The following is a 25,948-nucleotide window of genomic DNA, read 5'->3' as shown; positions in this document are numbered from 1 at the left end:
ATTGTGTGAGGAGCAGTTGCGATGACCTCATCTCATCTTGCCATCCTGAACAGGTCGCGGACCGGCGTCGTCGCCGCTTCGATCGGCGCGGGACTCGGCCTCGCGGCATTGGCGCTGGGCATCACTATCGCCATCGCCCGCGCGGACAACGCCGGCGACGAGCCGCAGTCGGCGAACGCGAATGTGCAGCGCGCCGCACAGAACCTGCCGCCGGCGCGGGTCATCCTGCCGGCGCCGTGGGAGCAGGCGGCACCCGCGCAGCCTGTCGCGGCTCCAGTGAAGCCGGCAGACCGCAGATAGTCTTTCGCGCCTTTGTTGCGGCCGGCGATTCAGTCGCCGGGCCGCGCCACATCCCGTTTTGAGGAAACGAGATCACATGCTGAAGGAATTCAGGGAATTCGCCATGAAGGGCAACGTCGTCGATCTCGCCGTCGGCGTGCTCATCGGCGCAGCATTCGGCGCAATCGTCTCGTCGATGGTGGCCGATATCATCATGCCGATTATCGGCGCGGTCAGCGGCGGCCTCGATTTCTCCAACTACTTCACCGCGCTGTCGAAGTCGGTGACGGCGACCAACCTTGCCGACGCCAAGAAGCAGGGCGCGGTGCTGGCCTGGGGCAACTTCCTTACCTTGACGCTCAACTTCCTGATCGTCGCCTTCGTCCTGTTCATGGTGGTCCGCCTCATGAACCAGCTCAAGCGCGAAGCGCCCGCGACGCCGGCCGAGCCGCCGAAGCCGACCCGGGATCAGGAGCTGCTCACCGAGATGCGCGATCTCCTCAAGTCGCGAGCGTAGCGATCCCTGATCTCTAGCGGAATTCTGCGCACAGCCCCCAGCTCTGGAGCCCAGCCATGCCAGATCAGGTCAAGCTGCCCCGAAAGCTTTCGCAAGAGCCCGGTAGTCCGGAGCCGCTACGGCCGAGCCACCAGCGGGTCATCGAGGAGCTCGACCGCTGGGCCAACAGCCCCGGCCTGCAGCCGCCGAGCGACGACGACAGGCGTGACGATGAAAAGCAGGACGACGACAAGCGCTAGCGCAGGTCAGGCGCGAACGGCTACTGCGATCAAGCCCGCAGCGCGGTCGCGATCAGCGCAGTCGAGGGAATTGCGAAGCAGTCTCCGACTCGCCCCCGCTCGATCTCGCCCCGGAACGCGCGCGCCACTGCGGCGCTCTGGTCTGCATCAAGCCCACTCCAATGCGGCATGAACTCGAACAGCCTGTCGATGTCGCCGGGATTGGCGACATTGAGTTTGAAGTCGTGGGTGATCTCGGCGATGACAGGATCGGAGAAGCCGGCGGCGATGACTTCAGCAGTGAGGCGGCCGGGATCGGCGAGCTCGGCGAGGCCGGTGCAGGGCATCGGCGTGACATTATCAGGATAGAGCCGCCGGATAATCTGCGAGAGCAGCAGATGGACGGCGGCGCCGTCGGCGCTTTTCCAGACCGCAATCGCCGCCGATCCGCCGGGCTGCGTCACCCGCGCCATCTCGCGCAGTCCGGCGCGCCAGTCCGAAAACAGCATTACGCCGAACACCGAAATCGCCGCATTGAAGGCGGCATCCGGCAAATCGAGCGCCTGGCCGTCCATCTGCCGCGCCTCGATGTTCGCCACGTCATGCGCGCGGACCCGCGCCACCATGCCGGCGGAGAAGTCGATCGCGGTGACGTCAGCGCCGGTGCGGGCGGCGGCAAGCGCTGCGGCGCCGGTGCCGGTGGCGACGTCGAGCACCTTCGACGAGGGGCCGATCGGGAGCATCGCGACCGCGGCCTCGGCGAAGTGCGTCGTGAACGGCTGCGACTGCGCCTCGTAGGTGGCGACCATCTTGTCCCAGTGCGCGGGATCGTTGAACGGAAGAGGTTTCGCCTGCTCACTTAATGGCATGAATCTGGTCCTCGAGGCTTTGTTTGTGCTTGGCGAGGCGGCGCTTGAAATCCTTCGCGAGCGCTTCGAGCGTTACCGCGCCGAGCCGCTTCAGGAAGATCGCCTCGACCTCGCGAAAGGTGTCTCCGAGCGCGTCGTTGACGGCCTGTTCGACCAGGCAGCCGGGATTCTCCGAGCGATGGCCCATCGCAACGATCGTGGGCGCACCGACCGCGCGATAGATGTCGGCCAGCGTGATGTCGGCGGGATCGCGCGCCAACGTCCAGCCGCCGCCATGGCCCTTCTCCGAACGCACCAGACCTTGCTCGCGCAGCCCCGCCATCACGCGGCGGACGACCACCGGGTTGGTGGCCATCGCCTGTGCAAGTTGTTCCGACGTGACCGGCTCGCCCGCTCCGATCATATGGAGCAGGCCGTGCAGGACACCGGACAAACGGCTATCGCGCATCATGCAACTTCATATGTTACATGATGGCGTGGCCGTCAAGAGGGGTGATCTTCGCTGCCGGAATTCTCGACGCCGTCCGTTTAATCCCCATCGGGTCTTGAGAGGTGGGGGCGGTATCGTGGGCAGTGTGGCGGTTGATCGGATGTTGCTGGATGCGGTGGCGCATTATGGTGCGGGCCGCACGACGGAGGCCGGCACGCTGTGCGGCAACATCCTCACCGCCGATCCCGATCATGTTCCGGCGCTGCATCTGTCTGCCGTCATCGCCTTCGTGACCGACCGCGCCGCGGAAGGTGCCGTGCTGCTGAACCGGGTGTTCAGCCTCGATCCGGATCATGGCCCGGCCTTCGCCACGCTCGGTGATGCGCTCGCCGTGAAGGGCGAGCGCGAGGGCGCGGCGGCGGCGTTCCAGCGCGGCGTGACGCTGCGGCCGCAGGATGCCGGCCTGCACATCAAGTTCGGCGTTGCGTTGTGCGATCTGTCGCGTTTCGACGAGGCCGAGGCGGCGTTTCGCCGCGCGATCGCACTCGATGGCGGCCTGACGCGGGCGCGGTTCAATCTCGCCGTTGCCCTGGCCGGGCAGCGGCGGCCGGTCGAGGCGGAGCAGGCCTATCGCGAGGTGATCGCGCGTGATCCGGCCTATCGCGGCGTCTGGCTCAATCTCGGCAATGCGTTGACCGATCAGAAAAAGCTCGACGCCGCCGTCACCGCCTATCGCCGCGGGCTTGGCGCGGATCCCGATAATCCGGGGCTGCATTGCGGCCTTGGCGCGGCGCTCTACCGCCTGGGCCGGCTGGAGGACGCAATCCTGCACTATCGCCGCGCGACCGCGCTCGAACCCGACAATTTCGTGCCGCAGCGCCTGCTTGCCATGGTGCTGCACGAACTGGGCGAGCGCGAGGAGGCGGTCCGCATCTATCGGCAGGTCTCGGCCCGCGATCCGTCCGATCACGTCATCCTCAACAATCTCGGTGCCTGCCTGTTCGAGCTTGGACAGGTCGACGACGCCATTGCCTGCGCCGAGCTCGCGTTGGCGCTCAAGCCGGATTACGCCGCCGCGCACACCAATCTCGGGATCATCTTCGAGGCGCAGAATCTGGTCGAGGCGGCGGTCGCGGCGCATCGGCGCGCCGTCGAGCTCGACGCCAATTACGCCAAGGGCTATGCCAACCTTGCGGTCGCGCTGCGCAATGCCGGCGAGATCGATGCGGCGCTGGTGGCCTCGCGTCGGGCCATTGCGCTCGATCCCGATCAGCCGCTGGCGCATTACAACCATGCGCATTTCCTCCTGATGAACGGCGAGTTCGAGGAGGGTTTCGAAGAGTACGAGTGGCGCCGCAAGACCAAGATGCTCAGTGACGGCGATCCCGTGTTCGACGAGCCGGAATGGCAGGGTGAGCCGCTGGCGGGACGCACGCTGCTGCTGTTCGCCGAATACGGGCTCGGCGACGCCATCAATTTCGTCCGCTATGTGCCGATGCTGCTGGCGGGCAAAGGCGGCCGGATCATTCTGCAGGTGCAGCCGGCACTGGTCTCGCTGCTGCGGCCGATGCTGCCCGATGTCGCGGTGTTCGCCCGCGACGAGGTGTTGCCGCCGTTCGACCTGCAACTGCCGCTGCTGAGCCTGCCGCGGATCTTCCACACCACCGTCGATACCATTCCCGCAGCCGTCTCCTACCTGCAGGCGGACGCCGTCAAGCTCGCGCGCTGGCGCGCGGCGCTTGCCCGCGTGACCGCGCTCAAGGTCGGCGTGGTCTGGGCCGGCAATCCCAGGCACAAGGGCGACCGCCAGCGCTCGCTGCCGGCGGACGCCGTGCTGCCGCGGCTGGTCACACCTGGCGTCCAGCTCTACAGCCTGCAGAAGGAGCCGCGGCCCGACGATGCTCCGGTGCTGCGGCGTCTCGGTTCCGATATCGTCGACCTTGCGCCGACGCTCGGCGATTTCGCCGACACCGCGGCGGCCGTCTGCGCGCTCGATCTCGTCATCGCCGTCGACACCTCTGTGGCGCATCTCGCCGGCGCGCTCGGCCGCCCGGTCTGGATGCTGTGCCCCTATGCGCTCGACTGGCGCTGGCTGCGCGATCGCGCCGACACGCCCTGGTATCCGACCATGCGGCTGTTCCGCCAGGACAAGCCGCAGGCCTGGGATCGTGTGCTGGCGCGGATGTCGGACGAGCTTGCCCGCGTCGCGCGAGGGGAGCGCGCGTTGCTGCTGCCGCAGGCATTACGGAAATAGTCAGCCAACAGCGCTGACAGGTGGGCAGATCGTCTGCTGCTTTGGCAGAGTGTTACGCCGCCGAGAGCCGGACCTGGAACTTGCTGCCGGTTGCCTTGGCAAATCGCAGCAGCGTCTTGGTGCTCGGGAGCGTTTGGCCGCTTTCAAGGCGAGCGACAGTCGACTGACTGGTGCCCATCTTGGCTGCCAACTCGGATTGCGATAGTCCCGCGCGTCGACGCGCCTTCACCAGTTCTGCTGCGATCTCGAACTCGGGTGCAAGTGCGTCGTATTCGGCCCGGACTTTGGGGTTAGCCAATAGGCGCGCCTTGAGCTTTTCGAACGGAATGGTCATGCAATTCCCCTTGCTCGGCGCAACGCCAACTCGATCTCCGCCGGTGGCGTCTTCTGAGATTTCTTGACGAACGCCCGAACGACTACGACTCGCCGACCAGAAGCCGTCACGTAGAGTGCTCGTGCGATTCCGTCACGCCCGGTTAGTCGCAACTCCCACAGCTTGCCTGTCAGGTGCTTGACGTGCGGTTCTCCCAAGCCTTCCAACCCAGCGGCAAGAATACGTTCGGAGAGACGGAGGAAACGCGCCTGCATGTCAGTCGGTAATGCCGTTATTTCGGCTGCAACGACCTCATTGAGGATTTCCACACGCCACGACATCGAAAGGATATCTCATTTTTGAGATAGCATCAAGTGGTGTAAGCCTGTGCCCCATCACGTCGCACTCATCCCCTGCGCGCCACCGAGCAGCTTGGCGTTGAGCCGGCCGCCGTCGAACAGCATTTCACTGACCGCGCCGTCGAGGTCGAAGGCGGTGATCTCCCCGCCATCGTCACGGACAATGCTGGCCTGGGCGAGTCGGCGCATCAGCTCCTTGATGAAGGCAGCGCTGACGCCTTCGGTGCGTCGCACGGCGTCGTCGATGACGGGCTGCGCGAGCGGCAGGCCCTTGCCATAGAGCCGGATCAGCTTGCCGCGTCCGGTCTCGTCGGGCAGCGGCATCTCGATCGCCTGGTCGATGCGGCCGGGCCGGCCGGCCAGCGCGCTCTCGAGCTCTTCGGGGCGGTTGGTGGTCAGCAGGAACAGGATGTCGCAATCCTCCTTCAGGCCGTCCATCTCGTTGAGCAGCTTGTTGAGCAGGGATTCCTCGCACGGCCCGCCCATGTCCTCTCGGTCGCGTGCGATCAGGTCGACATCCTCGATCACGACCATGGTCGGCTGCAGCAGCCGGGCGAGGTTCATATAGGCGCCGAGCAGGCCGACCTGTTCGGCGGTGATGATCAGCGTGGTATGGTCAGGCAGGTTGGTGGCGAGATAGCGAATGGTGTGGGTCTTGCCGGTGCCGGGCGGGCCATAGAGCAGGATGCCCTTGCGGGTCGACTGCCCGAGCCCGCGCAGCAGATGGCGGCTTTCGACGAAATCGAGCACATTGCGGTCGAGCAGCCGCAGCGTCCGTTCCGGCAGGATTACGTCATCGCGGGCAACCGTCGGCAGCCGATGCACTGTCACGCCGCGCGAACGTCCGCGATAGTCCGAACCACCCTCGAGCGAGAGTATCTTGCCGCGATAGGATCGCGCGGCGTGTACAGCGGCTTCCAGCGCGGCAAAGGTCGGCTGTACGAAGGCATCGCCAGCCGAGCCCGCCGGCAATGCGATCTCGATCCGAACGGCGGGTTCGCGGTCATATTCGCGATGATAGGTCAGCAGCACGGCGTAGCGTAACGTGCCGGACCGGCACAGCCACAAGCCGTTGACGAGGCATTTCACCGGCTCAGGCTCGCCGATATCGACGTCTTGATACTGCGGAGGCGCGATCGCCGGCGCATTACGGCTGTCCTTCATCAAGGACGCAAATCCAATCGTCTCGTAACGATATTCCTCGTGGATCCCGAAGAAGTGGATCGGGTCGGTGAGCAGTTTGTCGATCGCGACCTGAACGTCGGCGCGCATGTGGCCTGGAAACTGGCGTGCCCGCGTCACGATCAGGTTGCGCGGCACGCCGGCGAAATGCCAATCGAGCGCAACAAAAGCGTATCGAAACTCGTGGCTCGGCAATTCTTCCGAGCTGCGACGCGCGGCGAGCAGGCAGTCCCTGCACAGTGAGGCCGTGGTGCCCGAGAGAATAATCTCCGTCACGGCGTTCGGGGCTTCGCAGAGATCGCAGGGGCGGCTGGCATCGGCGGATTCGCTGGTGATCATCAACGGGTGGCCGTTGGAGCGGATCAACCATTTGGCGCTGTTGAACATTGCCCGTGCGACGGGTGCTGGATAGGGGCCGCACGGAACGGCGCCCCTGGCCTCGATCAGCGCAGCGGTAGCGATGGCTTCCTGTTGGGATTTCCCGAATACCGTGCGCAGTAGGTCCTGCACGAATACCAGCGGCGTCTCGCCGTCGTCGTGAATGAAGAGCTGTACCGGACCGTCATCGGCAAAGACGTCGTGCATGAGGCCTCCGAAACGCAACGAAAAGAACAAAATAAGAACATCATGGCGGCAGCTGCGCGTCAAGCGAAAGATTGTCCGATCTCAGCCCTGGCGTGTGGTGCGGCCGATCGGCGGGCCAGGGTCCGGTACGCCTGCATGCGTAAACGCCACTCAACGCTTGTGACGGTTGTGTTGCCGCAAATGCCAAAAGATGGCCGCCACAGCGGCAAACTTCCGACACATCATCGGGGCGAAAAGGGGCGATCCGACATGGCGCGAGCGCGAGAGCAGCTTCCTCTCAAGGATTTGCCGTCGCGCAATTACTTTTAATAAGAGGCCCTCATGTCGCACAAGTTTCGTTTTGCGATCCTTCTCGTCTTCGCCCTGCTCGTCTCTCCCGCGCTCGCGCAGCCGGCTGCCAGGCCGGCGCCGGCGCAACCCGGTACCAGCGACGCGCTGACATCAGAGCAGGCGAAGCGCGCGCTCGAGACGCTGCAGGACGACACCAAGCGCGGCGAGATCATCAACACGCTGCGCGCCATCGCCAACGCCTCGCCGCAGGAAGCGCAGCCGGCGCCCGAGCAGCATTCGTCGATCCCGCTCAACGCGGACAGCCTCGGTGCGCAGCTCTTGCTGATGGTCTCGGAGCAGGTCGGCGAGACGTCGCGCGAGATCGCCGGCGTCGCACGCACGCTGACCAATTTCCCGTCGTTCTATTACTGGTTCGTGCGCACCGCCAACGATCCGGCCGCTTATGGCCTGCTGATCGATATCGCCTGGAAGCTGGCGCTGGTGTTCGGCTGCGCGCTATCAGCCGAATGGGTGGTGTTCCGCTTGATCAAGCGGCCGGTCGCGTACCTGGAGACGCGGCTGCCGCAGACCGCGCGCGTGCCGGCGCAGGCGCTCGCGAGTGTCGATCCGCCATCGTCGGTTGCCGACGTCACGCCGGAGCCCGAGTCGCAGCGCCGCCGGCTCAGCCTGGCGCGGGCCTGGCAGTCGCTGGTCCGGCTGCCATTCGTGCTCGGGCGTCTCGTGCTCGAACTGTTGCCGGTAGTCGCCTTTGTCGGCGTCGCCACCGCGCTGCTCGGCACCGAGATCGGCGATCAGTCGACCACGCGGCTCGTGATCCTGGCCGTGGTCAACGCCTATGCGTTCTCGCGCGCGCTGATCTGCGCGGTGCGCGCGCTGGCCGGTCCATTCGGCCTGTTCCGGGTGCGCGCCGAGACCGCCGCCTACATCGAGATCTGGGCGCGGCGCATCGTTGCCGTCGGTGTCTCCGGCATCGCCTTCGCCAACGTCGCGCTGCTGCTCGGCCTCAGTCGCGCCGGCTACGCCGCGCTGCTGCGGCTCGTGATGCTGGTCGTGCATCTGTTCGTCGTCGTCATCATCCTGCAGTGCCGCCGGCAGGTCGCCGACGCCATCCGCGCGCCGGCCGATCGCACCGGCATCGCGGCGCGGACGCGCAACCGTCTCGCCGCGCTCTGGCATGTGCTGGCGATCGCGCTCGATCTCGCGCTGTGGGCGGTGTGGGCGCTCAACATCCGCAACGGCTATTCGCTACTGCTGCAATATTTCGTCGGCACCGTCGCGGTGCTGCTGGTCACCCGCCTCGTCACCATGGTGGTGCTGAGCCTGATCGATCGCGGCTTCCGCATCAGCCCGGACCTGATGCAGCGTTTCCCGGGACTGGAGACGCGCGCCAACCGCTATCTGCCGCTGCTGCGCAAGGTGGTGACGGCGGTGATCGCGCTGATCGGTTTCGTCGCGCTGCTCGAGGTCTGGGGCGTCGACGCCGTCGTCTGGTTCTATGGCGGCCAGATCGGCAGCCGTCTGATCTCGGCGCTGGTGACGATCGGCATTGCGGCACTTGCCGCGGCCGCGATCTGGGAAGTTGCCAACGCGGTGATGGACCGGCAGATCGACGCGCTGTCGCGCGAGGGGCATTTCGCCCGCGCCGCGCGCTTGCGCACCTTCCAGCCGATGCTGCGCACCGCGCTGTTCTGCATGATCGTCGCGGTGGTCGGGCTCACCGCGCTCAGCGAGATCGGCGTCAATGTCGCGCCGCTGCTCGCCGGCGCCGGCATCGTCGGCATTGCGATCGGCTTCGGCTCGCAGAAGCTGGTCCAGGACCTCATCACCGGGCTGTTCCTGCTGATCGAGAACACCGTGCAGGTCGGCGACGCCGTCACGGTGTCGGGCCTCTCGGGCGTGGTCGAGAACGTCTCGATCCGCACCATGCGGCTGCGCGCCGGCGACGGCTCCGTGCATATTGTGCCGTTCAGCGCGGTGACGACAATCACCAATGCCAGCCGCGGCGCCGGCAACGCTGCGGTCAGCGTCAACGTGTCCTACAAGGAGGACACCGACCGCGCCGGCGAGATCCTGAAGGATATCGTCGCCGGGATGCGTCAGGAGACGGCATATCGCGCGCTGATCCGCGGCGATCTCGAATTGTGGGGCGTCGACAAGGTCGACGGCTCCGTCGTGACCATCGTCGGACAGATCCGCTGCACCGACGGCGGCCGCTGGTCGGTGCAGCGCGAGTTCAACCGCCGCATGAAGCTTCGCTTCCAGGAGGAGGGCATCGAGATCGCCTCGATGGGCCAGACCATCCTGATGCAGCTTCCCGCGCCGTCCGAGCCGGATTCCAACGCGAAGCCGCGTCGCGCCGCGGGCTGATTTGCTCGCTTCGTTTCACCTCGCCCCGCTTGCGGGGAGAGGTCGAATTCGAGCGAAGCTCGAATTCGGGTGAGGGGGAGTCTCCGCGAGAGTATCTGTCTCCGTATGTGCGGAGGTAGCCCCTCACCCCAACCCTCTAAGAGCGAGCTTCGCTCGTCTCGACCCCGTAAGAACGGGGAGAGGGAGCAAACTAGCTGAATGCCTATCGGCGAGTCTCATCGTTGCGACACCGTCTCGCGACGATGAGACGGCAAGGGCCTTGCCGGGCCCGAGGCACGGCTCACACTTGACCGAAAACGCCGCCTTTCTCCTTCTCTCCTGCGATTTCCTCCGCTGGCACAGCGCTTGCTGATTGTCGTGCGAATGCGCGGCAAGACGCATTGCATGACTGAATCACAAGCGAAGGAAGGAAACGCACATGGAGCTTGGCTACTTCACCATGCCCTCGCACCCGCCGGAGTGCGGATTGAAGGAGGGCCACGACTGGGATCTGCAGACGCTGCGCTGGCTCGACGAACTTGGCTATCAGGAAGCCTGGATCGGCGAGCATCACACCGCGCCGTGGGAGCCGCACCCGTCGCCCGATCTGTTGGTGGCGCAGGCGCTGCTGCAGACCAAGAACATCCGCATCGGGCCCGGCGGCTTCCTGCTGCCGTATCATCACCCGGCCGAACTTGCGAACCGCGTCGCGATGCTCGACCATCTCTCGAACGGGCGGCTCAATTTCGGTGTCGCCGCCTCGGGCCTGCCGAGCGACTGGGCGATGTTCAATGTCGACGGCATGTCGGGCCAGAACCGCGACATGACCCGCGAGGCGCTCGAGATCATCCTGAAGATGTGGTCCGAGCCTGGACCCTGGACGCACAAGGGCAAGTTCTGGACGGTGAGCAAGCCGGACACGATGTTCGACTTCCTCAAGCCGCACATCAAGCCGTTGCAGGGACCGCATCCGCCGATCGGCGTCGCCGGGCTGTCGAAGAACTCGGACACGTTGAAGCTCGCCGGCGAGCGCGGCTTCATTCCGATGAGCCTCAACCTCAATCCGGCCTATGTCGGCAGCCACTGGGATTCGGTGGAAGCTGGTGCGGCCAAGACCGGCCGCAAGCCGAGCCGCAAGGACTGGCGGCTGGTGCGCGAGGTGTTCGTGGCGGACACCGATGAAGAGGCGTGGAAACTGTCGACCGGCGACATGATGGGCCGGATGATGGGCGAGTATTTCCTGCCTCTGCTCGGCCATTTCGGCTTCAAGGACTACCTGAAGCACGCGCCCGACGTGCCCGATAGCGACGTCACCGTCGAATATTGCGCGCGCCGGAATTGGATCGTCGGCTCGCCCGCGACGGTCACCGAGAAGATCGAGAAGATCTACCGGGAGGTCGGCGGCTTCGGCGTCCTCTGCGTGTTCGGCTTCGACTACAAGCACAAGCCGGAAGCCTGGCGGCACTCGCTGGACCTGCTCAAGAACGAGGTAATGCCGCGGCTCAAGCATCTCGGAGCCGAGTTCGAGAAGGCTGCATGACTGGTGCGCAGGGTGCGGGGCTTGCCTCGCACCCCGCGTCGCATATCTTTAACGGAGTGTCTTCATCGAGGTTTGCGGCATGACGGTCGACGCACAGAGTTTCAAGCAGGCCATGCGCCATTGCGCGGGTGCCGTTGCCCTGGTGACGGTCGGCTCCGAGAGCGGGCAGCGCACCGGCCTGACCGTGACCTCGGCCTGCTCGCTGTCGGACAATCCGCCTTCGGTCCTGGTCTGCGTTAACCGTAATGCCAGCGCGCACGAGCGGATCCGCGCGGAGCGCCATTTCGTCATCAACTTCCTGAACGAGGAGCACGCGTTGCTGGCACTGACCTTCTCCGGCCAGAAGGGTGTCAACGGCGACGACCGTTTTGCGTTTGGGCGCTGGACCACCGGCGCGACCGGCGCCCCGGTGCTGGAGGATGCCGTCGCGGCGTTCGACTGCGTGTTGACCCAGGAGCTCGAGACCAAGACCCATTCGATCTTCATCGGCGAAGTCCAGCATGTGCGCGCCGCGACCACGGTCGACCCGCTGATCTACCTGCGCAGCAGCTTCCAGAGCGTCCGCAACATCCACGATCCCGTCGTGCTCGGCGACCTCGACGCGCGCCGCATCAGCTGGAACGAGTTTTCCTGAGGGTTTGATCAAATCCGCGATCGTTTGGATCGCTGCGACACTATTTGCACTCGTCATGCCCGGCCTTGTGGAGGGCATCCACGTCTTTACTTCCCGTACGGCCAAGACGTGGATGGCCGGGACAAGCCCGGCCATGACGGAGATACAATACGAACTCGCTAACCGTTCAGCCCGATCGTCAACGCCTTGGCCTACCCGTGTAGCGTTGGCCGGTAGAGCTGGAGAGCTTTCTTCGGCCGAGCGCAAGCCATTCTCCCCAATAGTCAATCAGCACTGCTGACCGATCGTGATCAATTTGACGAACGCGCGATCGACGCACGCGCATGCTATAAGCGCCGTCGCGCAAGCAGGAGCGACCGATGCGGTGGCAGCGCGCGCCCCAGAATCTCTCGTCATCGACAAGGGAGACCCAATCATGAAGATCGTTGTCATCGGCGGCACCGGACTGATCGGCTCCAGGACAACAGCCATTCTGCGCCAGCGCGGCCACGAGGTCGTCGCGGCTTCGCCCAAGAACGGCATCAATACCATCTCGGGCGAGGGGCTGAAGGAGGCCGTGGCCAGCGCGGCCGTGGTGATCGACTTGGCCAATTCGCCATCGTTCGAGAACAAGGCGGTGATGGAATTCTTCGAGACCTCCGGCCGCAACCTGCTGGCGGCGGAGAAGCCGGCCGGCGTCAAGCATCATGTCGCGCTGTCGATCGTCGGCGCCGACCGCACGCCCGAGAACGGCTACTTCCGCGCCAAGGTGGCGCAGGAGAGATTGATCGAGGCCTCCGGTATTCCCTACACCATCATCCGCGCGACGCAGTTCATGGAATTCGTCGGGGCGATCGCCGACGCGAGTGGAGATGGAAATACGATCAGGCTCTCGCCCGGCCTGTTCCAGCCGATCGCGGCGGAGGACGTCTCGGCGCTCGTCGCCGATGTGGCGCTCGAGCCGCCGCGCAACGGCATCGTCGAGATCGCAGGTCCGGATCGCGCGCCGTTCAACGAAATCGTGGCCCGCTACCTGAAGGCAACCGGCGATCCGCGTCAGGTGGTGAAGGACCCTGATGCACTCTACTGGGGCGGTCGGGTCGAGGAGCACTCACTGGTGCCGCTGGGCGAGGCCCGCATCGGCCGCATCGATCTGAACGAATGGTTGCGCCGCTCGCGGCCGGCAGCCTGACGGCAGCCGCTATTTGAGCCACACCAGCAGCGGGACGGGCGCGCGGCCCGCGCAGGACAGCGTCCCCTCGTAACTGTGCGTCTTGCGGGCGCTGTAGGTGCAGGGTGCGCCGTCCAGCACCATTTCCGCCGTGACCTGCGAATCCGCACCCATGAATTGCAGTCGGATCTCTCCGGCGCGTTCCTCCGGTCCGTCCTGTGTGCAGAGTCCCACATGCTTCATCTTCAGCGATCCGGAGAATTGCCCGCGTGCGTCCGGTCCGCTTTCGGTGAGATGCCCGGTCAGCTCCCATTCGCCAAGGACACCGGCCTGACCGAGGATCTCCATCGCGCCGAGGTCAGGCACGTGGCAGAGACATAGCGCAGCGGCGCCGAGCAGCGCCGTCCCACCGTTGCGCCATGTTATCAGCGGCATCAAAGCTTGCTTCCGGTTGTCTGTCGCAATTCGATCAGCTCCGGCCTCGATAGATCGGCATCCGCGGTGAGCCGGGCAATCTGCACAGCGCATTCCTGGGTCTTCGCCTGATCGCCGGACGCCCTGGCGCTCTTGATCATCCCGACATAGGCCGCCAGCCGGTTCGGCTCCTTCTTGAGCACGGCCTCATAGGCGGCAAGCGCTTCCCTGGCCATGCCGCGATCGAGCAGCATTGCCGCGTAGAGTTCGCGCGCCGGTGCGAGCGGGCCCGGGGTGACGGGATGCTTCTCGGTCCTGTCTTCCGCCTCCACGGCGGAATTCATCGCGCTGAGCGCCTCGTCGTATTTGCCTTCGGCGTACAGCACCCAGGCGCTCGCGATCTGTTGCTGGATGTCGACGATGTTCGACCAGTAGGCGTCCTTCGCGTCCTTCAACTTGTCGCGCAACTCGACCAGCTTCGCGATATCGGCCTTGGCGGCAGCCGGGTCACCGGAGCGCGCGGCGCCGACCGCCCGCGCGAAATAGGTGATGGCATCCGCGTAGGCGTATTTGGTCGGATGCACTTGAAGCGCGGCAGCCGCCTTCCAGTCGCCGCGTTCGAAAACATAGCGGGCCTGGCTCGCCGCCACGGCGTAAGGGCCCGCGAACCGATCGAGCTTGAAGTCAAGCGTGGCGAGTTCGTCGACCACCGCGCGCGCCTCGTTGTCCTGGCCCAGCTGCAGATAGGCATAGACCAGGTAGTCCATCGCGTGCGCCTGGTCCTGTTGCTCGCCATCCTCCTTGGCGATGCGCGCGGATTCCCTGTTCGAGGCGATCGATTCCTTCCAATAGCCGACGCGGGTGAAGATGTGCGACGGCATGTGCTGGGCATGCGGCGCGCGGGCCGCGATTTTGGCATAGCGCCTCGCCGCGTCGAGGCCCTTCTCGGCGAGCGCCGGATAGTCGTAGAGATGGATCAGATAGTGCGCGATGCCCGGGTGCTCGGGCTGGCGCTTGAAGATCGGTTCGAGCAGCGCCGCGCCTTTCAGCTGGTTGGCATAGGTCTTGTCGGCCGGGGACGCCGCGACGTTGAGCGTGATCGCATACGCGATCTGCGCCTCGTCATCGTCGGCATAGCGCGTCGCGACCTGCTCCTCGGCCGCCAGGAATCTCTGCACGCGCGTGCGGTGATCGACCTTGTCGTAGTCGACATACATCGCGGCGATCGCATTGATGTAATCCTGCTCGCGCTGCGTGTTCGCATTCAGCGCCTGGCCTTTCTTCGCGGCTTCGAGACCGCGGGGAAGGTTGTCCGGCGGTGGCGGAGCGTGCGGGTTGTACAGATAACTGAGCGCGATCCCCCAATAGGCGATGGCGCATTGCGGATCGGCCTCGAGCGCCTCCTCGAAGGTGCGCCGCGATGCGCTGTACCAGAACGAATGCTGATACAGCATGGCGCGATCGAACAGTTCCTGCGCCTCCGGTTTGCAGGACGTCGCAAAATGGACTTTGCCCAGGCGTTGTTCAGAATCCGAGGCGGCAGGTTGCGAAATGGTCGCGGCAACCAGGCCAACGACCACAGCGAGGGGAAACCGTTTCATAGGACCCGCTCCGTGGCGTTGAAGGAAAGCGGCATCGTATCACTGTTTTCGCGCGACCGGAACAAGCCAGCCCGCTGTCGGATGTCGTTGGACCGAAATAGCCGGGCTAGCCGTCCAGCCCGACCCTCAACGCCTTAATCTTGCGGTACAGCGTGGCGCGGCTGAGCTTGAGTGCGCTGGCCGCGTCGCTCACGCGGCCGCCATTGGTGCGCAACGCTTCGACGATCGCCGCACGCTCGGCCGCCGCATGATCGGTCTCCACACTGCGCGCGCCGAACGGCGGCAGATCGAGATCGGCTTCGGTGATGACGCTGCCCTCGGCGGTGCAGCCGGCGAGCCGCAGCACATGACGGAGCTGGCGCATGTTGCCGGGGAACGGATAGGCCATCAGCTCCGCCCAGGCTTCGGTTGAGATGCGGCAGTGCGGCGCTTCCTCGTCGGCTATCTGCGCGATGATATCGCGCTTGTCGGCACGCTCGCGCAAGGCGGGCAGCCGGACCTCCATGCCGCGCAGCCGGTAATACAGATCGGAGCGGAACGTGCGGTCCTCGGCCATCCGCGCGAGGTCGCGATGGGTGGCGCTGATCAGGCGGATATCGACCGGTACAGGCTTCAGTGCGCCGAGCGGCCAGACCTCGCGATTTTCCAGTACCCGCAGCAGCCGGGTCTGCAGCGCCAGCGGCATGTCGCCGATCTCGTCGAGGAACAGCGTGCCACCGCTGGCCTGCACGATCAGTCCCTTCGATCCCTCGCGCCGTGCGCCGGTGAAGGCGCCGGCCTCGTAACCGAACAGTTCGGCGTCGATCAGGCTCTCCGGCATCGCCGCGCAGTTCAGCGCGACATAGTTGCGGCCGGCGCGATTGCTGGCGGCGTGGATGGCGCGCGCGAACACGTCCTTGCCGGCGCCGGTCTCGCCATGCAGCAGGATCGGCAGATCGAGATTGCCGACCGTCATCAGCCGCTTCACGCCCTTGATCAGCACGGGGTCGCGGCCGGCCAGCCTGTGCAGGCCGCTGAACTGTCCGACCGGTTTTTCGCGCGGCGATGCGGGCAAGGGGCGGGGAGATCGCGCACGCACCGGCGGCGCGAGATGGCCGCGTCCCCATGGCGTGCCGTCGGCCCGGCGCAGCGTGACCGCCTCGTCCGCAGCGTGCGTCGCGCGATCGTCCAGTTGAATCAGATGCGACAGGTCGATGCCGTCATCGATCATCGCGTCGGTCAGGCCGAACTCGCCGCGCGCGGTGCGGCAGGCCCCGACCACGCGGCGGTCGTCGTCATAGGCGAGCATGCCATGGCCGTCGCCGGGCAGCGTCGCGATCCAGGAGGCGCGGTAGCGCCGGCGGAAGAACGACTGCTCGATCCGCCGCGTCGCCTCCGTGGTGACGGCGAGTGCCAGTTCATGCGCATTGCGGCCGAGATCGCTGCGGCACGAGGAGATGTTGACGGCGCCGGCGAGCCGCCCGGCATGGTCGAACAGCGGCGACACCGCGCAGGTGAACATGTGCCACTGCTCGCGGAAATGCTCGTCGCCATGCACGATGATCGGCCGCTGCTCGGCGAGCGCGGTGCCGAGCCCGTTGGTGCCCTCGAAGGTCTCGGCGAAGTTCGAGCCGGTGTAGATCTTCCACTCCAGGAACATCCGCGCGTAATCGCCCCCGGGCAGCCGGCTCACCAGCATCGTGGCGTTGGGGTCGGCGAGGTTGACGCAGTAGCCGGAGTCGTGGAGCACCCGGGCAAGGTCCTCGAGCTCCGGGACCGCGACCTGGATCAGGTCCTCCATCGGTTCGGCGATGTGCCGGACCTCGGCCTCGGTCAGGGTCTGCGGCGGCCCGCGCCGGGCCGGATCGAGGTTGTGATTGACCAGGCAGCGCCGCCAGGACGTTGCAATCCGCGAGCCAGTGTCGACGCCGGCCACCTGATTGGCCGCCGACAAAACACGGGCGACGTGATTTGAGGCCGAAAGATTGGCCATCCAGAGGTCTCCACCCCTAATTTTCCGCGAAGTCTGGCAGCCCGACGGCGAATGTCAATTGGCCGACGGGGTCGCGGGGAGGGACGTTGGGTGTATGGAGCGGATGGCGCGAGCCGCGGTCCGCGGACTCATTCCACCTCCCCCGCAAGCGGGAGAGGGGGCGCAATCCCTGCGCGGCCGCCTTTCGATCTACATCATCATGCTCTGGGCTCACCGGCGGTGAGCAATACAAGCGAGCGCCCGACGGCCTTGTACGTGCCCTCGAACGCAAACTGCGCGCCCGCCGCCTGCTCCGGCGCGTTGGTATCGAGCAGCAGCGACCAGTGCGGGCCGGCCGACGTCGACGGCAGCTTGAAGTCGACCACCCCCTCATAGCTGTTGAGGATCACAAGCACCGTGTCGTCTTCGCCCTCGCGGGCGATGGCGGTCTTGCGCGCGCGGCCGTCGAGCACGATGCCGAAGCATTTGATCCAGCCGGTAGTCCAGTCGGCCTGCGACATCTCGGCGCCCGAGGCATTGATCCAGACCACGTCGCGGATCTCGAGTTGGGGATCGCGATCGCCGGAGAGGAAGCGGCTGCGGCGCAGGATCGGATAGTCGCGCCGCAGCTTGATCATCCGCCTGGTGAAGGCGAGCAGCCTGTTCGCATCGTCGGAAAAACTCCAATCCAGCCAGGAGATGTCGTTGTCCTGGCAATAGGCGTTGTTGTTGCCGCGCTGGGTGCGGCCGAACTCGTCGCCGCCGAGCAGCATCGGCGTGCCCTGCGAGGCGAGCAGGGTCGCCAGCATGTTGCGCTTCTGGCGCTCGCGCAGGCTGCGGATCTCGGGATTGTCGGTCGGGCCTTCGGCGCCGCAATTCCAGGAGTGGTTGTCGGATGAGCCGTCGTTGTTGTTCTCGCCATTGGCCTCATTGTGCTTGCCGTTGTAGCTCGCCCAGTCGTTCAGCGTGAACCCGTCATGCGCAGTGATGAAGTTGACGCTGGCCCAGGTGCGGCGTCCCTCGCGGTTGAACACGTCGTGCGAGCCGAGCAGCCGCGGCGCGAGGGCGCCGGGCGCGGCCTCGCCGCGCCAGAAATCTCGCACGGTGTTGCGGTACTTGTCGTTCCACTCCGCCCAGCCCGGCGGAAAGCCGCCGACCTGGTAGCCGCCGGGACCGCAGTCCCACGGCTCCGCGATCAGCTTGACTGTCGCGAGCAGCGGGTCCTGGTTCATCGCTTTGAGGAAGCCGGACTGCTCGTCGAAACCATAGACCTCGCGCGCCAGGATGGTGCCGAGATCGAAACGGAAGCCGTCGACATGCATGTGGCCGGCCCAGTAGCGCAGGCTGTCCATCACCAGCTGGATCACCCGCGGATGCGACAGGTTCACGGTGTTGCCGGTGCCGGTGTCGTTGATGTAGTAGCGCCTCTTGTCGGGCAGCAGCCGGTAATAGCTCGCATTGTCGATGCCCTTGAACGACAGTGTCGGGCCGCGCTCATTGCCTTCGGCGGTGTGGTTGTAGACGACGTCGAGGATCACCTCGAGGCCGGCGCCATGCAGCCGCGACACCATCTCCTTGAACTCGCGCAGGCTGTTGGCGACGTCGGCGGCATAGCGCGGGTCCGGCGCGAAGAAGCCGATGGTGTTGTAGCCCCAGTAGTTGGTGAGGTGCTTTTCCAGCAAATTGCTGTCGTTGACGAAGGAATGCACCGGCAGCAGCTCGACCGAGGTGATGCCGAGCGCCTTGAGATGATCGATCGCGGCATCCGAGCCGAAGCCGGCATAAGTGCCGCGCAGGTTTTCAGGGATGCCGGGGTGCTGCTTGGTAAAGCCCTTCACATGGGTCTCGTAGACGACGGTCTCGTCCCAATGCACGTTCTGCCGCTGCGCCTCCTGGACCCAGTCGAAATTGGGATCGACCACCACGCATTTCGGCATGAACGGCGCGCTGTCGCGCTCGTCGAAGGTCAAATCGTCGCCGCTCTCCATCTTGTAGCCGAACACCGCCGGATTCCAGGTGAGGCTGCCGGCATGGGCGCAGGCATAGGGATCGAGCAGCAGCTTGTTCGGGTTGAATCTGTGGCCGCCGTCGGGCTGATACGGGCCGTACACGCGATAGCCGTAGAACGTGCCGGGTTGTATGCCGTTGATGAAGCCGTGAAACACCTGGTCGGTGTATTCGGGAAGCTCGAAGCGATGGGTCTCGCGTTCGCCGTCGAACAGGCAGACCTCGACCTTGGTGGCGTTGGCGGAAAACACCGCGAAGTTGGTGCCGTTGCCGCTCCAGTGGGCACCCAGCGGATAGGGCAGCCCTTCCTCAATGACGAAATCGGACATCGGTCCCCCAAAGCTTGCGACAAACCCATCCTTGAACAAGCCGTCAAAATCAACCTGCAACAAACGCCGGCGCGCGGAAAACGTTGCATTGGTTATTCTAGCGGCAGTTGCACATGGTCGTGTGACGCAAGGCAGTGCGCGTAACTTCCGAACAATGGTGATGTGAGCACACGGCTCGGGCTCCCTCCCCCCTTGCGGGGGAGGGTTGGGGAGAGGGGTGGCCCCAAGCGTGATGCGAGTGATCGCGCGTTGCTGCATCCACTCCGCCGTGGCGGACGAGGCTCCCGCCAATTCGTCGAACAGCGGAGCAAGCGGCACCCCTCTCCCCGCCCTCCCCCGCAAGGGGGGGAGGGAGCCTGACTGATGTGCTCACCTCACGTGCTGCATGCAACGACCAACGGCCAACCTGTCAGTGATGTGTCGGAACAGGTGTCAGCCATGTCTCCGGGCTAAACAATGCGCGGGTGATGACGCCGAACAAGTTGCTTGGCATGTCGCGTCGAAGGCACGTCCTGCGCCGGGACGACGCGGGCTCAAATCAACCGCATGCCCTTGAAGCTCGTGTGCCCGTTCTTGCCGACGATGATGTGATCATGCACGGCGATCCCGAGTGGCTTTGCGATGTCGACGATGGCCTTGGTCATCTGGATGTCGGCCTGCGACGGCGTCGGGTCGCCGGACGGATGATTGTGCACCAGGATCAGTGCGGTCGCGGACAATTCCAGTGCGCGCTTGATCACCTCGCGCGGGTAGACCGGGGTGTGATCGACGGTGCCAGTCTGCTGCACCTCGTCGGCGATCAGCTGGTTGCGCTTGTCGAGGAACAGCAGGCGGAACTGCTCCTTGTCGGCGAACGCCATACTGGTGCGGCAATAGTCGATGACGTCGTTCCACGATGACAGCGCGACGCTGCGCTTGATCTCGCCCTTGGCGATCCGGCCGGCGGCCGCGGCGAGCAGCTTGATCTGGTGGATCGAGGCATCCTTGACGCCGTCGACCTCGCGCAGCCGCGCCACCGGCGCGTGCACGACCTCGGCGAACGAGCCGAACTTCTTCAACAGCGCCTTGGCCAATGGCTTGGTGTCGCGGCGCGGGATGGCGGCGAACAGCGCCATTTCCAGGAGCTCATAGTCGGTCAGCGCGTCAGGCCCGGCCGCGTAGAAGCGCTCGCGCAGCCGTTCGCGATGGCCGTGATAGTGCGGCGTCTCGTCGGTGTCGTCCGTGCTGGCATCGGGTTTGGCGGGCATCGGTCACAACCATGCCGTGCCTGCCGGGTTTTGCAAGGGCCGATGCAACCCACGGTCATCGCCCGGCTCGACCGGCGTCTCTGGAATACTGGATCACCCGCTTTCGCGGGTGATGACACCGCGAATGAGTCCTGGCTTTCGCCAGAATGACGATCGTGTGTGAGGCACCCACTTCCCGGTTTGCCACGATGCGACGGGCGAATTACCGTTGGCTGCAACGAGATCGAAAGGGGAGGGCAGCGTGACGTCGTTCAAGGTGATCCGGGCGCGCGCCGAGAAGCGCAAGGGCGGGCCGAAGGCGCTCGAGAAACTGCTGCGGCCGCCGGCGGGCGCAAAAGCGCTGGCAAAACTCGGTGACGACCGCGTGCTGGCCGAGATGACCAGACGCGTGTTCTGCGCAGGCTTCGCCTGGAGCGTGATCGACGCCAAATGGCCGGGCTTCGAGGAAGCGTTCCTCGGCTTTCAGCCGGCCAAGCTCGCCTTCAAGCCCGATGAGTTCTGGGAGAAGCTCGTCAGCGACACCAGGATCGTGCGCAACGGCGCCAAGATCATGTTGGTGCGCGACAATGGCCGCTTTGTTCAGGAGATCGCGCGCGAGCACGGCAGTTTCGGCAAGTTTCTCGCGGCCTGGCCGGCATCGGACGAGATCGGGCTGCTGGAGCTATTGGCCAAGCGCGGCAGCCGGCTCGGCGGCAACACCGGGCAGATGCTGCTGCGCTTTCTGGGCTGGGACGGCTTCGTCACCTCGCGCGACGTCGTCGCCTGCCTGCGCGATGGCGGCCTCGATATCGCCGAGGAGGTCAAGTCGAAGCGCGATCTCGCCAAGGTGCAGGCGCAGTTCAACGCCTGGGCGGAGGAGACCGGGCTGTCCTATCTGCATCTGTCGCGGATCTGCGCGATGTCGATCGGAGAGAACCACACGCCCGAGGAGATCGTCGAGCGCACGCGAAGCGACTATTGATCGCGCCGCGGCTGATTACACCTGCGCCCAATTACACCTGAACCCAAGGCTTCTCGCCGTGGCGCTCGGACAGCGTGAAGATCTCGACGCCGTCGGCGGTAACGCCGACCGAGTGCTCGAACTGCGCCGACAGCGAACGGTCGCGGGTCACCGCGGTCCAGCCGTCGGACAGGATCTTCACATGCGGCTTGCCGAGATTGATCATCGGCTCGATGGTAAAGAACATGCCGGGCTTCAGCGGCGCGCCTTCGCCGGGGCGGCCGATATGAATGATGTTCGGCTCGTCGTGAAACAGGCGGCCGAGGCCATGGCCGCAGAAGTCGCGCACCACGCTCATGCCCTGCGGTTCGACAAAGCTCTGGATGGCGTGGCCGATATCGCCGGTGGTGGCGCCGGGCTTGACGGCGGCGATGCCGCGCATCATCGCCTCATAGGTCACCTCGATCAGCCGCTCGGCCTTCCGCGCGATGGCGCCGATCGCATACATCCGGCTGGAATCGCCGTACCAGCCGTCGACGATGAACGTGACGTCGACATTGACGATGTCGCCTTCCTTCAGCGGGCGGTCGCCCGGCATGCCGTGGCAGACCACGTGATTGATCGAGGTGCAGGTCGAGTAGCGATAGCCGCGATACATCAGCGTCGCCGGATAGGCGTCGTGGTCGAACGCAAACCTGCGGACGAACTCGTCGATGACGGAGGTCGGGATGCCCGGCTTGACGATGTCGGTGAGCGCATCGAGGCATTTCGACACCAAGGCGCCGGCCTTGCGCATGCCGGCAAAGCCGCTCGGTCCGTGCAGCTTGATCTGGCCGGTCTTGCGAAGGGAAGTGTCGGTGGCGTCGATATAGCTCATGGGCGGATGTTTCTGCGGGCAAGGGGCTGATTTCAGGCTCTAATTTAATGATCGGTGCGCCCAGCGCAAGCCAAGGTTGGGCATGGGGTCAATGTCCAAATGGCCTGATTTTCCGCTCCTATCCGGAACAGCGGCGGCCGCCACTCCGAAAAGACCGCGCCCAAACGCTAGCTGGAGACCTCGACCACGCTCTCGACCGGCAGCGCGCCGCCGCGGATGCGGAGTTCCCGCACCGGGTAGGGCACCCTGATGCCCTGCTGCTTGAAGGCGTCCCACAGCGACAGCATGACGTCGCTCTTCACATTGTCCATGCCGTCGGGATCGGCGATCCAGAAGGTCAGCGAGAACTTCATCCCGGCCTCGGCGAATTCGGTCAGGATGCAGTTCGGCGGCTTGCCCTTGAGCGCGCGGGCATGGGCCGCGGCGGTATCGATCGCGAGCTTGCAGACCAGCCTCGGATCGGCGTCGTAATTGGCGGCGAAAGCGATCTTCACCAGCGTATTCTTGTCGGTGTAGGTCCAGTTGGTGACCTTCTGTGTCACCAAGTCCTCGTTCGGGATCAGGAACTCGCGGCCGTCGCCGGCGGCGACCGAGATGTAGCGGGTTTTCATCGCGCTGATGCGGCCCTGGCTATCGCCGATGGTGACGAGGTCGCCCGGCTTCACCGACTTGTCGACCAGCAGAATGATGCCCGAGATGAAGTTGGCGACGATCTTTTGCAGGCCGAAACCGATGCCGACGCCGACCGCGCCGGAAAGCACTGCCAGCGCCGACAAGTTGATCCCGACGGCGCTCAAGGCAATGGCGATCGCGACCACCATCAGGCCGATGCGAATGATCTTGACCAACAACACCTGGATCGACGGGGTCAGGTCGGTCGAGCGGGTGATCTGGCCGTCGATGAAATTGCTGGCGATATTGCTCAGCCACAGCGCCACGAGCAGCAGCGCGCCGGCCTTGATCAGCAGCAGCGGCGTCAGCCGCAAACCGCCCACGACGACGGCGAACGAATCCAGCGTATCGGCCGCCCAGTCGAGCTGGCCGATGATGCTCAGCGCCGCGACCACCCAGGCCGCGATCGAGACCAGTTTGACGATGAAGGCGTTGTCGATCACCGAGGTCACGAGGCGGATCACGAGCCACGCCAGCGCCAGCTTGGCGGCAACCGCGATCAAATAGCTGCGGCTTGGCCAGGTGGCGTGCCACATCACGATGCGCGAGATCACCATCAACATAGCGAACACGGCGGTGGAGGCGCTCTTCACCATCACGCGGGCGAAGTGCCGCAGCGGCAGCGGCCAGCGCATCGCCAGCGACGACATGTCGACCCGTGCATGAATCGCGGTATCGGCAGCGTAGGCGAGCCCCGCGGCGGCGAGGATGATGCCGAACTGCAGATAGAACCAGGGCGAGGCGATCTCGGCCCCGACCGAGCGCGCTGCCATCTGGATCGATTCCAGGACGTCCTTCCAGCTCATGTCCATCGGCAAAATCTCAACTCGGAGCGCGGGTCAGGCACATGTGATTCGAATGCCGCGCAGAATCCCACAATGGCGCGCGCGCGACCATCGATACACCACAGTGTCGGCGCGAATTAGAGCGTTTTCGAGCGAAGTGGTCACCGGTTCGCGTGAAGAAAACGCGTCCAAACAAGAATCGAGAGCCCCGTTCCGACTTTGTCGGAACGGAAAAAGGCTCTCGGGGCTGACGGGACCGGGCACATTGCCGCTCATCTCAGAAATCGGTTGGCGTCCCAGTGTGGCGACGATAAGGATGCAATTGCAAGTATTTGAGACCTCCGAAGGCGCATGGCATCCCTCGACTCCGTCAGTATAGCGATCCTGCTCGGCGCGGTGCTGGTGATGGCCGGCATCCTGTCGAGCCTGCTGGCGTTGCGGTTCGGCGCCCCGTTGCTGCTGGTGTTCTTGCTGGTCGGCATGCTGGCCGGCGATTCCGGGCCGGGCCGGCTGCAGTTCGACGACGTCCGCACCACCTATCTGGTCGGCTCGGTGGCGCTGGCGCTGATCCTGTTCGACGGCGGATTGAAGACGCGGTTTGCCAGCATCCGCACCGTGCTGGTGCCGTCGATGGTGCTGGCGACCGCCGGCGTGCTGTTGACGGCGCTGATCACGGCGCCGGTCGCCCGCTATGTGCTCGATCTCAACTGGACCGAGTCGCTATTGGTCGGCGCCGTCGTGGCCTCGACCGACGCCGCGGCGGTGTTCCTTCTGGTGCACACCCAGGGCCTGCGCCTGCGCCCGCGTGTCGGCGCGACGCTGGAGGCGGAGTCCGGCACCAACGATCCGTTCGCGATCTTCCTCACCTTGATGCTGGTCGAGTTCATCTCGATCGGCCAGAGCTCGGCGTCGCACATCGCGCTGGAGTTCATCCAGGAGGCCGTGCTCGGCGCCATCATCGGGGTGATCGGCGGCCGGCTGGTGGTGCTGGCGCTGAACTATGTGGCGCTGCCGCAGGGCCTGCATGCGCCGTTCGTCACCACCGCGGCGCTGGTGATCTTCGGCGGCTCGCAGATCGTGCATGCCTCGGGATTTCTCGCGGTCTATCTCGCCGGTATCATCATCGGCAACCGGCCGACCCGCGCGCATAATTCGGTGGTGACGTTCCTCGACGCCGCGACCTGGCTGGCGCAGATCGTGATGTTCGTGCTGCTCGGCCTTCTGGTCTCGCCGCATCGACTGCTCTCCAGCGCCGGCGGCGCGGTGCTGGTGGCGTTCGCGCTGATGCTGGTTGCGCGGCCGCTGGCGGTGCTGATCTGCCTTGCGCCGTTCAAGTTCAACTGGCGGGAAAAGGTCTTCATCGCCTGGACCGGGCTGCGCGGCGCAGTCGCGATCTTCCTGGCCTCGATCCCGATGCTGGTCGGCCTGTCGAAGGCCTATCTCTATTTCGACGTCGCCTTCGTCGTCGTCATCATCTCGCTGTTGCTGCAGGGCTGGACGCTGGCGCCGGCGGCGCGGCGGCTGCATGTCGCGCTGCCGCGCGCCGACCGCGGCCCGCGCCGTGTCGAACTGGATCTGCCTGGCCAGCTCGAGCAGCAGCTGGTCGGTTATCCGGTGCGGCCGAAGAGCCTGTATTTCCGCCGCGGGCTGATCCCGTCCTGGTCGAAGCCGACGCTGGTGATCCGCGACGAGCGGATCCTGACGCCTGTCGAGGCTGATCCGGTCGCGCCCGGCGACTACATCTATCTGCTGGCGCCGCCGGAGCGCGCCGAGGCGCTCGACCGCTTCTTCGTCGACATGGCGCCGTCGAGCGCGCCCGACCCGCATCTGCTCGGCGACTTCATGGTCTCGGCCGAGCATACGCTGGGCGAGCTTGCCGAGATCTACGGGGTCAAGGTCGATGAGAACCAGGCCAGGCTGACGCTGGCGGATTATTTCGACATCAATCTCGACCGCGCGCCGAAGGAAGGCGCGGAGCTCTGGCTCGATTCGATCGTGCTGGTGGCGCGCAGCATCAGCGGCGGCCGCGTCAATGTCGTCGGCCTGCGCCTGCCGGAGGATGAGGAGAAGGTCGTGCCGCAAACGCGGATGCAGACCGTTCGGCGCAAGCTCGCCGATATCTGGGCGTCGGTGGCGGGGATATGAGCCTCAGACCGGC

General features: G+C 65.3%; 22 protein-coding genes. 10 read left to right on the top strand and 12 right to left on the bottom strand.

The features are described 5' to 3' along the window. The first annotated feature begins 21 nt into the window (after window positions 1–21). The 3 genes from ABIB78_RS22980 (at window position 22) to ABIB78_RS22970 (ending at window position 1,035) form a co-directional block, all read left to right on the top strand. Window positions 22–300, top strand: coding sequence for a hypothetical protein (locus tag ABIB78_RS22980; RefSeq protein WP_429028870.1), 279 nt, complete (start codon window positions 22–24; stop codon window positions 298–300). Window positions 301–376: 76 nt separating this feature from the next. Beyond that, window positions 377–796: a large conductance mechanosensitive channel protein MscL gene (gene mscL / locus ABIB78_RS22975; RefSeq protein ID WP_429028869.1), complete on the top strand. Its 420-nt coding sequence runs from the start codon at window positions 377–379 to the stop codon at window positions 794–796. A 56-nt stretch (window positions 797–852) separates the two neighbouring features. Further along, window positions 853–1,035 carry a hypothetical protein gene (locus ABIB78_RS22970; RefSeq protein WP_429028868.1) on the top strand — a complete coding sequence of 61 codons (183 nt, stop codon included), beginning with the start codon at window positions 853–855 and terminating at the stop codon, window positions 1,033–1,035. A 29-nt stretch (window positions 1,036–1,064) separates the two neighbouring features. Here ABIB78_RS22970 and ABIB78_RS22965 read toward each other — a convergent pair whose 3' ends face one another. Together ABIB78_RS22965 and ABIB78_RS22960 are read right to left on the bottom strand one after the other, a co-directional pair. After that, window positions 1,065–1,883, bottom strand: coding sequence for a class I SAM-dependent methyltransferase (locus ABIB78_RS22965; RefSeq protein WP_429028867.1), 819 nt, complete (start codon window positions 1,881–1,883; stop codon window positions 1,065–1,067). After that, on the bottom strand, window positions 1,870–2,334 hold the full coding sequence (locus ABIB78_RS22960; protein WP_429028866.1) for an Rrf2 family transcriptional regulator: 465 nt from the start codon (window positions 2,332–2,334) through the stop codon (window positions 1,870–1,872). Before ABIB78_RS22960 ends, ABIB78_RS22965 begins: the two co-directional genes overlap by 14 nt. Window positions 2,335–2,473: 139 nt before the next feature. Here ABIB78_RS22960 and ABIB78_RS22955 point away from each other — a divergent pair, with 139 nt between their 5' ends. Further along, on the top strand, window positions 2,474–4,567 hold the full coding sequence (locus ABIB78_RS22955) for a tetratricopeptide repeat protein (protein ID WP_429028865.1): 2,094 nt from the start codon (window positions 2,474–2,476) through the stop codon (window positions 4,565–4,567). A 52-nt stretch (window positions 4,568–4,619) separates the two neighbouring features. Here the strand turns inward: ABIB78_RS22955 and ABIB78_RS22950 are convergent, their stop codons facing one another. Genes ABIB78_RS22950 through ABIB78_RS22940 form a run of 3 tightly spaced genes read right to left on the bottom strand, consistent with a single transcriptional unit; the run spans window position 4,620 to window position 7,006 of the window. Further along, window positions 4,620–4,901: a helix-turn-helix domain-containing protein gene (locus ABIB78_RS22950; protein WP_429028864.1), complete on the bottom strand. Its 282-nt coding sequence runs from the start codon at window positions 4,899–4,901 to the stop codon at window positions 4,620–4,622. After that, entirely contained in the window at window positions 4,898–5,221 is a 324-nt protein-coding gene (locus tag ABIB78_RS22945) for a type II toxin-antitoxin system RelE/ParE family toxin (RefSeq protein WP_429028863.1), read from the bottom strand. The genes ABIB78_RS22950 and ABIB78_RS22945 overlap by 4 nt, the downstream gene beginning before the upstream one ends. 54 nt (window positions 5,222–5,275) lie before the next feature. Beyond that, window positions 5,276–7,006: an ATP-dependent Clp protease adaptor ClpS gene (locus tag ABIB78_RS22940; protein ID WP_429028862.1), complete on the bottom strand. Its 1,731-nt coding sequence runs from the start codon at window positions 7,004–7,006 to the stop codon at window positions 5,276–5,278. A gap of 321 nt (window positions 7,007–7,327) precedes the next feature. Between ABIB78_RS22940 and ABIB78_RS22935 the strand changes: the two genes are divergently transcribed. The 4 genes from ABIB78_RS22935 (at window position 7,328) to ABIB78_RS22920 (ending at window position 12,988) form a co-directional block, all read left to right on the top strand. Beyond that, a complete protein-coding gene (locus ABIB78_RS22935) occupies window positions 7,328–9,664 on the top strand; it encodes a mechanosensitive ion channel family protein (protein WP_429028861.1) in 2,337 nt (778 codons plus the stop codon). Between the two features lie 418 nt (window positions 9,665–10,082). Next, a complete protein-coding gene (locus ABIB78_RS22930; RefSeq protein ID WP_429028860.1) occupies window positions 10,083–11,183 on the top strand; it encodes an LLM class flavin-dependent oxidoreductase in 1,101 nt (366 codons plus the stop codon). Between the two features lie 79 nt (window positions 11,184–11,262). Further along, window positions 11,263–11,817, top strand: a complete 555-nt coding sequence (locus ABIB78_RS22925; protein WP_429028859.1) for a flavin reductase family protein — start codon at window positions 11,263–11,265, stop codon at window positions 11,815–11,817. 415 nt (window positions 11,818–12,232) lie between these two features. After that, window positions 12,233–12,988 carry an SDR family oxidoreductase gene (locus ABIB78_RS22920; RefSeq protein ID WP_429028858.1) on the top strand — a complete coding sequence of 252 codons (756 nt, stop codon included), beginning with the start codon at window positions 12,233–12,235 and terminating at the stop codon, window positions 12,986–12,988. Window positions 12,989–12,997: 9 nt separating this feature from the next. Here ABIB78_RS22920 and ABIB78_RS22915 read toward each other — a convergent pair whose 3' ends face one another. The 5 genes from ABIB78_RS22915 to radC form a co-directional block, all read right to left on the bottom strand. Next, window positions 12,998–13,402, bottom strand: coding sequence for a hypothetical protein (locus ABIB78_RS22915; protein WP_429028857.1), 405 nt, complete (start codon window positions 13,400–13,402; stop codon window positions 12,998–13,000). After that, on the bottom strand, window positions 13,402–14,982 hold the full coding sequence (locus ABIB78_RS22910) for a hypothetical protein (protein ID WP_429028856.1): 1,581 nt from the start codon (window positions 14,980–14,982) through the stop codon (window positions 13,402–13,404). Before ABIB78_RS22910 ends, ABIB78_RS22915 begins: the two co-directional genes overlap by 1 nt. A 106-nt stretch (window positions 14,983–15,088) precedes the next feature. Beyond that, the gene (locus tag ABIB78_RS22905; protein ID WP_429028855.1) at window positions 15,089–16,954 is read right to left on the bottom strand and encodes a sigma-54-dependent Fis family transcriptional regulator; all 1,866 of its coding nucleotides are present in this window, start codon (window positions 16,952–16,954) and stop codon (window positions 15,089–15,091) included. Between the two features lie 197 nt (window positions 16,955–17,151). Continuing rightward, window positions 17,152–19,269, bottom strand: coding sequence for a glycogen debranching protein GlgX (gene glgX, locus ABIB78_RS22900; protein ID WP_429028854.1), 2,118 nt, complete (start codon window positions 19,267–19,269; stop codon window positions 17,152–17,154). A 533-nt stretch (window positions 19,270–19,802) separates the two neighbouring features. Next, entirely contained in the window at window positions 19,803–20,516 is a 714-nt protein-coding gene (gene radC / locus ABIB78_RS22895; protein WP_429028853.1) for a RadC family protein, read from the bottom strand. A gap of 241 nt (window positions 20,517–20,757) precedes the next feature. Here radC and ABIB78_RS22890 point away from each other — a divergent pair, with 241 nt between their 5' ends. Continuing rightward, window positions 20,758–21,477 (top strand): DNA-3-methyladenine glycosylase I, encoded by a 720-nt coding sequence (locus ABIB78_RS22890; RefSeq protein WP_429028852.1) that lies wholly within the window; start codon window positions 20,758–20,760, stop codon window positions 21,475–21,477. 31 nt (window positions 21,478–21,508) lie between these two features. On the opposite strand, the gene map is transcribed toward ABIB78_RS22890, so the two are convergent. Then, window positions 21,509–22,333, bottom strand: coding sequence for a type I methionyl aminopeptidase (gene map / locus ABIB78_RS22885; protein WP_429028851.1), 825 nt, complete (start codon window positions 22,331–22,333; stop codon window positions 21,509–21,511). A gap of 167 nt (window positions 22,334–22,500) precedes the next feature. Then, a complete protein-coding gene (locus ABIB78_RS22880; protein WP_429028850.1) occupies window positions 22,501–23,817 on the bottom strand; it encodes a mechanosensitive ion channel family protein in 1,317 nt (438 codons plus the stop codon). Between the two features lie 324 nt (window positions 23,818–24,141). On the opposite strand from ABIB78_RS22880, the gene ABIB78_RS22875 reads away from it, so the two are divergent. Next, window positions 24,142–25,935, top strand: a complete 1,794-nt coding sequence (locus ABIB78_RS22875; RefSeq protein WP_429028849.1) for a potassium/proton antiporter — start codon at window positions 24,142–24,144, stop codon at window positions 25,933–25,935. Window positions 25,936–25,948: the final 13 nt, after the last annotated feature.

Origin of the sequence: Bradyrhizobium sp. I1.14.4, from assembly GCF_050435825.1 — a bacterium.
Taxonomy (GTDB): Bacteria; Pseudomonadota; Alphaproteobacteria; order Rhizobiales; family Xanthobacteraceae; genus Bradyrhizobium.
The sequence above is the reverse complement of the archived record's forward strand: the minus strand, read 5'-3'. Positions and strand labels throughout refer to the sequence as shown.

Excerpts from the sequence above, each read along its gene's own strand:
- ABIB78_RS22980 (WP_429028870.1), top strand. The coding sequence starts at position 22 with ATGACCTCATCTCATCTTGCCATCCTGAACAGGTCGCGGACCGGCGTC.
- mscL (WP_429028869.1), top strand. The coding sequence starts at position 377 with ATGCTGAAGGAATTCAGGGAATTCGCCATGAAGGGCAACGTCGTCGAT.
- ABIB78_RS22970 (WP_429028868.1), top strand. The coding sequence starts at position 853 with ATGCCAGATCAGGTCAAGCTGCCCCGAAAGCTTTCGCAAGAGCCCGGT.
- ABIB78_RS22965 (WP_429028867.1), bottom strand. The coding sequence starts at position 1,883 with ATGCCATTAAGTGAGCAGGCGAAACCTCTTCCGTTCAACGATCCCGCG.
- ABIB78_RS22960 (WP_429028866.1), bottom strand. The coding sequence starts at position 2,334 with ATGATGCGCGATAGCCGTTTGTCCGGTGTCCTGCACGGCCTGCTCCAT.
- ABIB78_RS22955 (WP_429028865.1), top strand. The coding sequence starts at position 2,474 with ATGTTGCTGGATGCGGTGGCGCATTATGGTGCGGGCCGCACGACGGAG.
- ABIB78_RS22950 (WP_429028864.1), bottom strand. The coding sequence starts at position 4,901 with ATGACCATTCCGTTCGAAAAGCTCAAGGCGCGCCTATTGGCTAACCCC.
- ABIB78_RS22945 (WP_429028863.1), bottom strand. The coding sequence starts at position 5,221 with ATGTCGTGGCGTGTGGAAATCCTCAATGAGGTCGTTGCAGCCGAAATA.
- ABIB78_RS22940 (WP_429028862.1), bottom strand. The coding sequence starts at position 7,006 with ATGCACGACGTCTTTGCCGATGACGGTCCGGTACAGCTCTTCATTCAC.
- ABIB78_RS22935 (WP_429028861.1), top strand. The coding sequence starts at position 7,328 with ATGTCGCACAAGTTTCGTTTTGCGATCCTTCTCGTCTTCGCCCTGCTC.
- ABIB78_RS22930 (WP_429028860.1), top strand. The coding sequence starts at position 10,083 with ATGGAGCTTGGCTACTTCACCATGCCCTCGCACCCGCCGGAGTGCGGA.
- ABIB78_RS22925 (WP_429028859.1), top strand. The coding sequence starts at position 11,263 with ATGACGGTCGACGCACAGAGTTTCAAGCAGGCCATGCGCCATTGCGCG.
- ABIB78_RS22920 (WP_429028858.1), top strand. The coding sequence starts at position 12,233 with ATGAAGATCGTTGTCATCGGCGGCACCGGACTGATCGGCTCCAGGACA.
- ABIB78_RS22915 (WP_429028857.1), bottom strand. The coding sequence starts at position 13,402 with ATGCCGCTGATAACATGGCGCAACGGTGGGACGGCGCTGCTCGGCGCC.
- ABIB78_RS22910 (WP_429028856.1), bottom strand. The coding sequence starts at position 14,982 with ATGAAACGGTTTCCCCTCGCTGTGGTCGTTGGCCTGGTTGCCGCGACC.
- ABIB78_RS22905 (WP_429028855.1), bottom strand. The coding sequence starts at position 16,954 with ATGGCCAATCTTTCGGCCTCAAATCACGTCGCCCGTGTTTTGTCGGCG.
- glgX (WP_429028854.1), bottom strand. The coding sequence starts at position 19,269 with ATGTCCGATTTCGTCATTGAGGAAGGGCTGCCCTATCCGCTGGGTGCC.
- radC (WP_429028853.1), bottom strand. The coding sequence starts at position 20,516 with ATGCCCGCCAAACCCGATGCCAGCACGGACGACACCGACGAGACGCCG.
- map (WP_429028851.1), bottom strand. The coding sequence starts at position 22,333 with ATGAGCTATATCGACGCCACCGACACTTCCCTTCGCAAGACCGGCCAG.
- ABIB78_RS22880 (WP_429028850.1), bottom strand. The coding sequence starts at position 23,817 with ATGGACATGAGCTGGAAGGACGTCCTGGAATCGATCCAGATGGCAGCG.
- ABIB78_RS22875 (WP_429028849.1), top strand. The coding sequence starts at position 24,142 with ATGGCATCCCTCGACTCCGTCAGTATAGCGATCCTGCTCGGCGCGGTG.